8 protein-coding genes and 1 tRNA gene are annotated in these 9,209 nt (G+C 67.7%); 1 reads left to right on the top strand and 8 read right to left on the bottom strand.

Annotation, left to right across the window (positions count from 1 at the left end):
* Positions 1-334 (bottom strand): peptide-methionine (S)-S-oxide reductase (locus AC1DZ6_RS11905; RefSeq protein ID WP_477097390.1); only part of this gene is annotated, 334 nt, incomplete at its 3' end.
* A gap of 151 nt (positions 335-485) precedes the next feature.
* Between AC1DZ6_RS11905 and AC1DZ6_RS11910 the strand changes: the two genes are divergently transcribed.
* Positions 486-575 (top strand) — tRNA-Ser (locus AC1DZ6_RS11910).
* Positions 576-803: 228 nt separating this feature from the next.
* Here the strand turns inward: AC1DZ6_RS11910 and AC1DZ6_RS11915 are convergent.
* The 7 genes from AC1DZ6_RS11915 to AC1DZ6_RS11945 form a co-directional block, all read right to left on the bottom strand.
* A complete protein-coding gene (locus AC1DZ6_RS11915) occupies positions 804-1,595 on the bottom strand; it encodes a glutathione S-transferase family protein (RefSeq protein WP_477097391.1) in 792 nt (263 codons plus the stop codon).
* Positions 1,596-1,725: 130 nt separating this feature from the next.
* Entirely contained in the window at positions 1,726-4,098 is a 2,373-nt protein-coding gene (locus tag AC1DZ6_RS11920) for a TonB-dependent receptor (protein WP_477097392.1), read from the bottom strand.
* A 211-nt stretch (positions 4,099-4,309) separates the two neighbouring features.
* On the bottom strand, positions 4,310-4,921 hold the full coding sequence (locus AC1DZ6_RS11925; RefSeq protein WP_477097393.1) for a glutathione S-transferase family protein: 612 nt from the start codon (positions 4,919-4,921) through the stop codon (positions 4,310-4,312).
* A gap of 114 nt (positions 4,922-5,035) precedes the next feature.
* Positions 5,036-5,632 (bottom strand): TetR/AcrR family transcriptional regulator, encoded by a 597-nt coding sequence (locus AC1DZ6_RS11930; protein WP_477097394.1) that lies wholly within the window; start codon positions 5,630-5,632, stop codon positions 5,036-5,038.
* Positions 5,633-5,748: 116 nt separating this feature from the next.
* A complete protein-coding gene (locus AC1DZ6_RS11935) occupies positions 5,749-7,275 on the bottom strand; it encodes a hypothetical protein (RefSeq protein ID WP_477097395.1) in 1,527 nt (508 codons plus the stop codon).
* Positions 7,276-7,284: 9 nt separating this feature from the next.
* Positions 7,285-7,794 (bottom strand): hypothetical protein, encoded by a 510-nt coding sequence (locus AC1DZ6_RS11940; protein ID WP_477097396.1) that lies wholly within the window; start codon positions 7,792-7,794, stop codon positions 7,285-7,287.
* A gap of 119 nt (positions 7,795-7,913) precedes the next feature.
* Positions 7,914-9,077, bottom strand: coding sequence for an alpha/beta hydrolase family protein (locus AC1DZ6_RS11945; RefSeq protein WP_477097397.1), 1,164 nt, complete (start codon positions 9,075-9,077; stop codon positions 7,914-7,916).
* Between the last annotated feature and the right edge of the window lie 132 nt (positions 9,078-9,209).

Genomic DNA, 9,209 nt, shown 5'->3' on the forward strand with positions numbered 1-9,209 from the left:
CCTCGTAGGTGACCGAGCGAGGATCAAAGACGAGCTGCACCACCTCGGTGTGGCCCGTGCGGCCGGTGCAGACCTCCTCATAGGTCGGGTTCGGCGTGATCCCGGCCGCGTAGCCGGCGGCGGTGACGTAGACGCCGGGGACCTTCCAGAACACCCGCTCCACGCCCCAGAAGCAGCCCATGGCCAGCACCGCCACCTCCATCCCGTCGGGATAGGGCCCCTTCAGCACATGGCCGTTGACGAAGTGCTTGAGCGCCGTCGGGATCGCCGCCGCGCGCCCCGGCAGGGCGGTGTCGACGGTCGGGATTTCGAGCGATCTGGGGGAAGACGGCATGGCTTGGCCTCGGCGACGAACTTGGCGCCCAACATAAACGCCTCGTGGTCCCGTTTCACCACGTATGGCCGCTTGCTCCCGCAACCTTCCTGAGTATATTGCGCCCCTTCCAGCGACGGGGGCCTCAACCGCCTTCGACTCAAGTGCGCATGGTGAGGTGGCCGAGTGGTTGATGGCGCACGCTTGGAAAGCGTGTTTAGGTGAAAGCCTAACGAGGGTTCGAATCCCTCTCTCACCGCCACTTCCCTGGCGCCTCTCGGTCCGAGCCTAGCCGCGCCGGCTCAGACTTTCCGATGCTCGGCGAACGACCGGCTTCCACCCTCCAGCACGAAGTCAGGACAACGGTAGTCGCTGATCGTCCGTGCGTCCTTGCGCCCGATGGGATCGGCCGCGGTGATCGACCAGGGCCCCGACGACGGACAGTCGTCGGGGCCCTGCTGCGACTCTAGCGCGCGGCAAGAATTCCCGGCTATTTCGGCGCCGACGGCGCCTCGCGCGGACCGGACGGCGCGTGTTGCGGCAAGCGCGGCAAACTGCCGATCATGCCGTCGGGACGCGCCTTGGCGAGCATGCGCTGATAGGCTGGCCGCGCCTCGATCCTGGCCTTCCAGGCCGCGACGTTGGGAAACTGCGACACCTCGACCAGGTTCAGGCCCGTGGCCGCGTTGAGCGGGAACATCATCATGATGTCCGCGCCGGAGAACGCCGCCCCGCCGAACCAGGCGTGCTGACCCAGGAAGTTCTCCGCGAACTGAACGACGGCCTCGGAGTCGACGAGACGCGAGCGTTGCTTGGGGGGCTGCGCCATCCAGGCTCGATAGTCCGAGAACAGGCGTGCGGCCAGGCTGCCCTCGGCGAAGTGCATCCACATCAGATAGTCGGGATAGTCGCGGCTCTCGAGCGCGGGCTGGAGCTTTCCAGGCGCATGGCGGTTGAGGATCAGCTCGATGATGGCGCCGGACTCGACCAGCACCTGATCGCCGTACTTGACGGTCGGCGCCATCGGAACCACGGGGCTGAATTCGCGGATCAGCGCCATGGAGCCGGCCAGGTCGCCGCGCTTGAACTTCAGCTCGTAGGGCAGGCCGAGCTCTTCCATCAGCCAGACGACGCGCTCCGATCGGCGGCCTTCGAGGTGATAGATCGTGACCGGCGGCATCGGCGCGGCGGGCTTGGCGCTGGCCTTCGACGCCATCAGCGGCGCGGCGGCCAGACCGGCCAGAGCGCCCAGCGACGCGCGGCGTCCCATAAGCTGTTTCATTCGGCTCTCCTTGAAGGGGGCGTGGTTGCGGAAAAAAGGGGGACGAGGCGTCGCTTGGCCACGTCGCTCGCGCCGACGCGGGTCGCCTCGTCCCAAGGCGCCGATTGCAAGGGCGCGGCGCGAGCAGGGTCTAGAAGGCGACGTCGAGACTGATCCCGACCCGACGCACGGAGTCCGGGCTGAAGTACTGGACGTAGCCGCCCGGATTCAGCGCGGTGACCGGCGAAGGCGTGATCTGGGCGGCGTAGCGCTTGTCGAGCAGGTTGCTGGCGTACAGCGCCACGCTCCACGCCTTGTTCGGCGCCGAGACGCCGAGACGCCCGCCCAGCAGGCCATAGGCTTTCTGGATCGTTCCCGGGTCGCCGCTGATGGCGTAGTTGATGTCGCTCTGCCAGTTCCAGTTGGCCTGGACGAAGCCGCGCAGATCCGGCGTCAGGGGCCGTTCGTAGACAGCGCTCAGGCCGTAGACCCATTCGGGCACGCCGGCGATGCTGAGACCCTTGGCGTTGAAGAAGCCGTCGAGCGAGGCGGGGTTGGCCGGCGGCGCGCTGCAAGGGCCGCCCTGGGCGATCTTGGGCTGGCCGAAATAGCACTGCACGCCGTTGAAATCGGCATAACGGGCGTGGGTGTAGGCCACGCCCGCGGTGATGCTGAGGGCGGCCGTCGGTCGCGCCATCAGGTTGGCCTCGACCCCGCGCGTCTCGATCTCGCCGGCATTGGTGATGCGCGACGAATAGGTGGCGCTGGTCAGGTCGGAGACCTGGGCCTGGAAGTTCTTGATCTTCGTGGCGTAGACGTCGGCGTTGAGGATCAGGCGACGATCCAGGAACGCGGCCTTCACGCCGACTTCGTAGCTGGTCGGGATCTCGGGCTGGACCCGCTGATCGGCCAGGCTGTTGGCCGCGCTCAGACCGCTGAAGCCGGGGCCCTTGTAGCCGCGCGACACCGTCGCATAGGCCATGACGTCATCGTTGAAGGTGTAACGGGGACCGACCCGCCAGGAGACATTGGTGTTGTCGACGGCCTGGTGCAGATCCAACGTGATCGACCCGGGAATGTAGACCGCGCCGGGCGTCGGGGCCCGGTGATAGTCCAGGGTGATCTCGTCGCGCGTGACCCGTGCTCCGGCGATCAGGTCCAGCTTGGGGGTGATGTGCAGGCCGACCTGGCCGAAGCCCGCGAAGCTGGTCGAGTTGATGTCGTTGACCGTCGAGGTCTCGAAGATCGTCCCCAGCGGCGCGCCGGGGATGATCGGCACCACCACGCCGTTGGAGGCCGGCACGATCCAGCTGAGTTGGCCGCGCTGACGGATCAACGACGAGGCTTTCGAGTGATAGACATAGAGGCCGGCGACATAGTCGAAGCGCTCGCCGATCGGCGAGGTCAGGCGCAGTTCCTGACTCAGCCAATCGGTCTTCCCTGCCCCGCCATTGACGTCGACATAGCTGACCGGCGTCAGGTCGCCGTCATAGAAGGCCTGGCGCTTGACCGAGCGATAGGCGCTGATCGAGGTCAGGGTCAGGTCGCCGAGATCGTAGTCGATCTGGAGCGTGCCGCCCTGGGCGGTCGATTTGCCCTCGGACGGGCCGTTGGCGGCGACCTGCAGGTTCTTGGGCCCGGCGACAATGCCGTAGCGGGCGTTGGTCACCGCCGGCGCGTAGCCCGGCGTGACCTTGCGCCAGGTCGACGAGCAGCAGAAGGCGTCGTTGTCGGTGCGGTCCGCCGAGAAATAGACGGTCAGGTCGTCGCTGGGCCGCCACAGGAGCTTCAGGGCCAGGGTGCTGACGTCCTGAGGATCGGTGAAGACGTTGTCCTTGGCGACATTGCGGATCAGGCCGTCGCGCTCATTGTGCGTGGCCACCAGGCGCAAGGCGAGCGTGTCGCCCAGGGCCACGTTGCCGATGGCCTGCAGGATCTGCTCGCCGCGCTCGCCGTACTGGACATGCAGCTCGCCGCTGTTCTCGTTCAGCTTGGGCCGGTTGGTGATGAAATGCACCAGGCCCGCGGACGCGTTCTTGCCGAACAGCATGCCCTGCGGGCCGCGCAGGATCTCGACCCGCTCGATATCGGCCAGAGTGGCCAGGCTGGCCGGGTCGGCCAGCACGACGCCGTCGACGACCGTGGAGATGCTCTGCTCGATGCCCGCCGAGAAGCTGCTGGTGCCGACGCCCCGGATCGTCAGCCCCGAGGCGCTGCTGCTCAGGCTCTGCTTGAACCGCACGCTGGGGTCGATCAACCCCAGCTGCTGGGGCTGGGTGATGTTCATCGCCGCCAGCGTCTCGCCGCGCACGGCGGTGATCGCCAGCGGGACGTCCTGGACGTTCTCGGCCCGTTTCTGCGCGGTGACGGTGATCTCGTCGATCGTGATGACGGCGCTGGCGGCGGGCGTGGTCCCGGCCTGAGCGGCGGCGGCGCCGGCGGCGAACAGAGAGACGGCTCCGACAGCCGCTCCCACAAGCAGGTCAGCCTTGAGGGCTCGCGACGGGCGCGATTGGATAGGCATGGACGCGTTCCTTCCTTGAGCCGCTGGGCGGCTTCTTTTGTGGTCTGTCAGGGCGCAAGCCATCGTCGCCGCGGACTTTGGCGGTCGGCGAAAGCAAGGGGCGAGGCTGGGTCGGCTCGCCGCTGCGATGGATCGGCGTCCGGGCCCGGGACGCTTAAGTAACGCTACCGTCACTTAATGGGCGTGGCAATGCCTTTTGAACACCTGTTCGTCAGGCCGCCGCGCTCGGCCTTTCCGCGACGCGATCGCGCCACGCCGAGACGCGAGCGCAGTCTTGCGGGATCGGCACGCCGATGGTCTGGCCGAACTCGATGGTCGTCAGGGCGATGATGTCGGCCATGCTGTAGGCGTCGCCCGCGATGAAGGCGCGATCACCCAAGTCGTGGTCCAGCCAGCGATAGACCCGATCGGCGTGCGCGCGGTTGGACTCGCCGAAGTCCCTGTACTGGGTCAGCAGGCCCGCCGTCAGCGGATGGGTATGGCGCCAGATGTGGGCGATCGGGGCCATCAGCTGCAGTTCGATGCGCCGGATCCACATGTCGATCGTCGCCTGCTCCTTCGGCGTCGCGCCAAACAGCGGCGGCAGCGGGTGCAGGCCTTCGAGATAGCGGCAGATGCTGACGCTCTCGCTGAGGAACGAGCCGTCGTCCAGTTCCAGGACGGGCACCTGGCCCAGCGAGTTCTTCTCCAGGAAGTCGTCGGCCTTGTGAGCGCGCTCGCGCAGCGGCACCCGTTCCTGCTCCAGCGCGAGGCCCTTCTCGGCCAGGAAGATGCGCACCCGTCGCGGATTGGGCGCGGGGTTGTCTTCGCCATAGAGCTTCATGCGCGGTTCCTCTCGCTCGGTGTCGCCACCGTTCGCGAGATCTCAGCGCCTCGCTCATTAAGTGACGGTATCGTTACTTAATGAGCTGAGCAACCCACCATTCGGCGGATCGGCCTAGGCCTTCTTGGCGGGGCGGGGCTCGCCATACTGCTTGGCCAAGGCCTTGGCGCCGGCGACGACCGCCAGGGTGATGGCGTCGATCATGGCGTCGTCGTCGCCATCGCGGGCGTCCAGGGCCCCCGCCGTCCCCGCCACCATGAACCAGGCGTATTGCTTGGCCTGGCGCGGCGGCAGGCCGAAGGCCCTCTGCAGCCCCAGCGCCCAGCCCTCGGCGTCGGCCTTTCGGTTGGTCCGCGCCCGCTCCGCCAGAGGGCCGCAATCCCGGACCAGGCGAACGAACAGTTCGCCCCGTTCGTCGGCGCGCCGGCACCAGTACTTCAGGGCTCCACGCACCCAGTCCTCGAAGCTGGATCGCGGTCCCACCTCGCTGGCCAGACGCTCGACATAGATCTGGGTTTCTCGATCGAACAGAGCCGTCAGCAGATCGTCGCGGTCGGTGAAGTAACGATAGCCCAAAGCCTTGGTGACGCCTGTCAGATGCGCCACGCCGTCCATCGTCACCGCGGCGACGCCCTGCTCGATCACGATCTGGGCGGCCGCGTCGAGAAACCGTTCGCGTCGTTCAGCGCCTTTCAATCGTGTGTTGGTCATTGTCGTTTCAAACTCCGGGCGCCTCCTATTGGCGTGGCGAAACGGAAGATGGCAAGGGCAAGGACCCGGGGCGCCGGCGATCCAGGACCAAAGGCCCTGGACGCAAGCCGCCTCCGCTAGGTTTGCGAATAGGCGAAAGCCCCCTTCTGTGGCGTTCCCCGATCCCGCATCAGGTCATGCCCGATCTTGTCGGGGTGGACCCCCTCGGCCGTCAGGACGCCCTTGATCGATGCGCCGGCCGCGTGAGCCTTGACGATCGTTCGCCCCAGCAGCACGTCGTAGTCGGCGCCGACCGGGGTCACCGAGATCGCCGCATAGTCGGCGTGGGTGTCCTGGCTGCCGCCGCCGCCCGCCTCGGCGACAAGGTTGATCCCCAGCGGGGGCGCCGCCGCCAGACGCAGGGTCGAGGTCCCGCCGGCCGTGACGGCGTTGACCAAGGTGGTGGAGAACGGATCGACCTTCCACTTGGCCGGATCGGTCCCGCAGACCACGTCATGCACCACGAGATGCCCATCGATCCCCGCCGGATTGGTGACGATCCAATCGTTGATTTGCGACCAGATCGACGGGACCGGTCCGAAGGCCGCGCTGGCATAGTTCTGCCCCGCCTCGGTGGTCCAGGCCGAGGACCCCGCCGTGGTGACCGTGGTGAGCGTGGCCTGAATGATCGGCACGCCCGGGAAGCTGGCGGCGAGGAAGGCCCAGGTCGACTGAAACAGGGTCTGCACGGCGGCCAGGCTGGTGGCGTCGGCGGGGTTGTTGATGGTGTTGACGCCCAAGGTGCAGAGGATGTGCGTGAAGGGCACGTTGGGCAGGGCCTGCAGCGCGGCCACCCGCTTGCCGGCCCCAGCCGATCCGCCGCCCGAGGTGGCGGCCAGGCTGTTGCCCCGGGCCGAGGCGTTGCCCACGCCCATCCTTGCTCCGGCGGCGTTGTCGAGCATCTTGGCGGCCCAGCCCTGCAAGCCGCGCGCGTCGGCGACCAGCGCATTGTCCTCCCAGCCGACAGTGATCGAGTCGCCCCAGACCAGGACCACCGGCTCGCCCCGCCAGCCGTCGCCGACGACGAAGGTCGGGCCGTACGAGGTGCGCTTCGTGGCGCCGCCGGTCGGGGCGGCCGTTCCAACCGCCGAGACCAGGCTGGTGGAGGCCGAGGCGACACCCTCGCCATTCTGGGTCTGCGGGGTAAGGCCGCCCAGCGTCTGGTTGGCGGTCGTCGGCGCGTTGAAGGCGAAGTCCAGCTTGACGGTGTCGGTCGGACCGGCCGGCGCCGCCAGCGCCAGGAGGTCGCTCCAGATGGTCGTCCCGCTGGCGACACTGGCGCTGGCCGAGGTCGAATAGAGGAGCGGCTGGGCCGCGCCGCCGTTCACGAACAGGCTGGTCGCTTCCAGATTGGTGGCGTTGCCCAGGGCGGTTTCGGCCGGCGTCGAGAAGTCGGCGTACCAGCCCGTCCAGGCCGCCATCAGTTTGGTCACGGCCCGCGACAGCGGCAGATTGAAGACGTTGCGACGGAAGCGGTTGGTCCCCGCGGTGGATTTCTGCGCCTGAGGATAGAACCGGGGCGACACCAGCATGAGCGGCGTGACCGGCAAGGCCGAGCCGCCGTTGACGACATACTCATCGGCCGCCGCCGGCCGTAAGCTCAACGTCTGATACTAAGCGTTGGTCGCCAGATAGCCGCTGGGCGCGTGCAGGATAACATCCGGGCAGAGAACCGAAATCGCACCGGTTCCCCATTGGGTCACCGTGCAGCCGAAGCCCGCCGGCAGACCCGCCGGAACCAGCAGCGAAATTGGCGTGGAGGCAGTGAAGATCAGGGACCGCCCCATATCCACCGACTGCAAGACGTAGTTGGGCGCGGCGATCCGCTTGGGCTGAAGGCTGCGCGTGTACCGGCGCACCGCCGCGGCGGCGATCTTCTTGGCGACCGGCGAGCCGGCCGGGTCGTCCAGGATCGTCAGCAGGTCGTCGTCACTGAGGTCGACCGCCGTGGGCAAGCCGGCGACGACGGTGGGATCCGATCCGCTCTTGCCGATCAGGCTGACGCCCGACGGCCATGCGCCGGCGGCCTTGGGACCATAGATGGCCCAAGCCGTCGTATCGATCCAGAAATCACCATCCGCGCCGTCGCCCGCTGTTGGCGGCGCCGTTCCGTTGAGCAACATGATCCCACCCCGGCCTCGCGAACCGACCAGCGAGACGCCAGCCCCCCAGCCCGCATCGGTTTCAAACCGTACAGACGTATAACGGTAGCAGCCAGCTGGCACTCATCCGCGCGGCCCCCTCAGAACCCCCGCTCTTCCAGCCACCCCTCCACCGCCGCCACCGCCTGGGGCAGCAGGTCCGGGCGTTCGATGTAGTAGTGGTCGGCGCCCTGGATCTCGACATAGCGCTTGTCGGCGCAGCCCAGGGCGTCGAACAGGCGGCGGGCGTGGCTGGGGGTGCAGGCGAGGTCGGCGGTGTTGCTGATCACCAGGGTCGGACAACGGATGTTCGCCGCGTTGAGCACGCCGTTGGCCCGGCTTTCGTCGTAGCTCCATTGCGACAGCCACGAGCGCAGGGTCGTGAACCGCGCCAGGCCCACCGGTCCGTCGTTGGCGATGCGCGGATCGCCCAGATAGCAGGTGTGCGGTCGCCGGTCGGACGGGTCCTGGGTCGGGTCGGTCCAGCGCACGTCGCACATGGTGCCGTGCACGACGAACGGCCGCTCCATGTCGGGATCGACAGTCTTCAGCTCGTCCAGCGTCGCGCGGACCCGGGCGGTGATGCGGCGGTTGCGGGCCAGCTGGGCGTGGCGGAACACCGTCACGAACGCCTCGTCATAGGGCGGCTGGTGCGGACAGTCGGGGGCGTAGATGTCGAGGGCCGGGTCGCGGTCGAAGGGGCGGTCCTCGTCCAGGATCGAGGGATCCAGCCATTCGGTCAGGGTCACCGAGCGGCTGATGTGGGCGGCCAGCAGCATGACTCCGTCGGCCGGCTGAAGCCCCGCCCCGACCAGGTCGACCGGGTCGCCGGCCGGGGTGTGGGTGATCGTCGGGGTCTCGGCCTGCTCCTGATAGAACAGCGACAGCGAGCCGCCGCCCGACCAGCCGCCCAGGATCACCTTGCTGTAGCCGAACCGGGTCTTCAGGTCGGCGATGCAGGCGCCCAGGTCCAGGACGCACTTCTCCAGGATCAAGGCCGTGTCGTTGCCTCGATACCGCGTATTGCAATAGACGACGTGCCGCCCCGCCCGGGCCAGGGCGGTGACCAGCGGCAGGAACGACCCGCCGCCGATCGGGTGGCTGAACAGGATCACCGTCTTGGCGTCACCCTCTTCCGGGCGAATACGCATGCACTCGACGAACACCTGGCCGTCGGGACCGCCATAGGTCTCCTTCAGGCGGGAGCGTTCGGCGTAGGCGTAGCCGTAGGGCTCGCGAACGATGCGCGTCGAACCACTGGTCACTTGCCGCCCCTTACGTAACCTCGTTATCTCAAGGCTGAAGGACAGGAAATTGTCCTCGGGGAAGTCAAGGGCGCCCCTTCGCGCCAACCTCCATCCAGCGAGGACCGCCGCCATGGCGCAGCATCCGACGGG

Source organism: Caulobacter sp. P1_B12_2, assembly GCF_056406675.1.

What these genes read in the sequence shown, in the direction of transcription:
- AC1DZ6_RS11920 (WP_477097392.1), bottom strand. Translation starts at nt 4,098, where the DNA reads ATGCCTATCCAATCGCGCCCGTCGCGAGCCCTCAAGGCTGACCTGCTT.
- AC1DZ6_RS11915 (WP_477097391.1), bottom strand. Translation starts at nt 1,595, where the DNA reads ATGAAACAGCTTATGGGACGCCGCGCGTCGCTGGGCGCTCTGGCCGGT.
- AC1DZ6_RS11930 (WP_477097394.1), bottom strand. Translation starts at nt 5,632, where the DNA reads ATGACCAACACACGATTGAAAGGCGCTGAACGACGCGAACGGTTTCTC.
- AC1DZ6_RS11940 (WP_477097396.1), bottom strand. Translation starts at nt 7,794, where the DNA reads ATGTTGCTCAACGGAACGGCGCCGCCAACAGCGGGCGACGGCGCGGAT.
- AC1DZ6_RS11925 (WP_477097393.1), bottom strand. Translation starts at nt 4,921, where the DNA reads ATGAAGCTCTATGGCGAAGACAACCCCGCGCCCAATCCGCGACGGGTG.